The sequence below is a fragment of the Parazoarcus communis SWub3 = DSM 12120 genome (assembly GCF_003226565.1).
GTDB lineage: Bacteria > Pseudomonadota > Gammaproteobacteria > Burkholderiales > Rhodocyclaceae > Parazoarcus > Parazoarcus communis.
The window spans coordinates 1-371 of sequence record NZ_QKOE01000144.1 but is presented as its reverse complement, the minus strand read 5'-3'; the positions used below and the strand labels follow the sequence as shown (position 1 = coordinate 371).

At 60.9% G+C, this 371-nt stretch carries 1 protein-coding gene; it reads right to left on the bottom strand.

Annotated elements, in window-relative coordinates; all coding sequences use genetic code 11:
- On the bottom strand, positions 1 to 371 hold a 371-nt coding region (locus tag DNK49_RS24285; protein ID WP_165843443.1), incomplete at both ends, for a hypothetical protein.

Here is a 371-nt window from a genome sequence, read left to right as displayed (position 1 = left end):
AGGGCTGGGGTAGCAGCACTTCTTCGTCGTACCACTTGAGCACGCGGCGCACGGTATCGTCGTCCGCGCCGTGCGCGCGCAGCAGGGGTTCGGTGATCGGGGTCTTGTCGCGTAGCCAGGTGTTGATAAAGCGTTTGTCGAATTGAGGAAATCGGACCCCCTGCTCGATCAGCTTGCGTTTGAGCTGGGCATAGCAGCGGCCTTCGTTGCGTTTTTCATTTAGGTCGATGCCGTTGAGCGCAGTGCCCATCTCGTTGATGTACATCCAGTCGTCCTCGGCGGGACTGTCGCGGAACTTGCCGCCCAGGCGCATGCGGGTTTTGGCGTGAACATCGGCCCCCAGCTCGATGAGGCGCAGTGCAGCGTTGCAA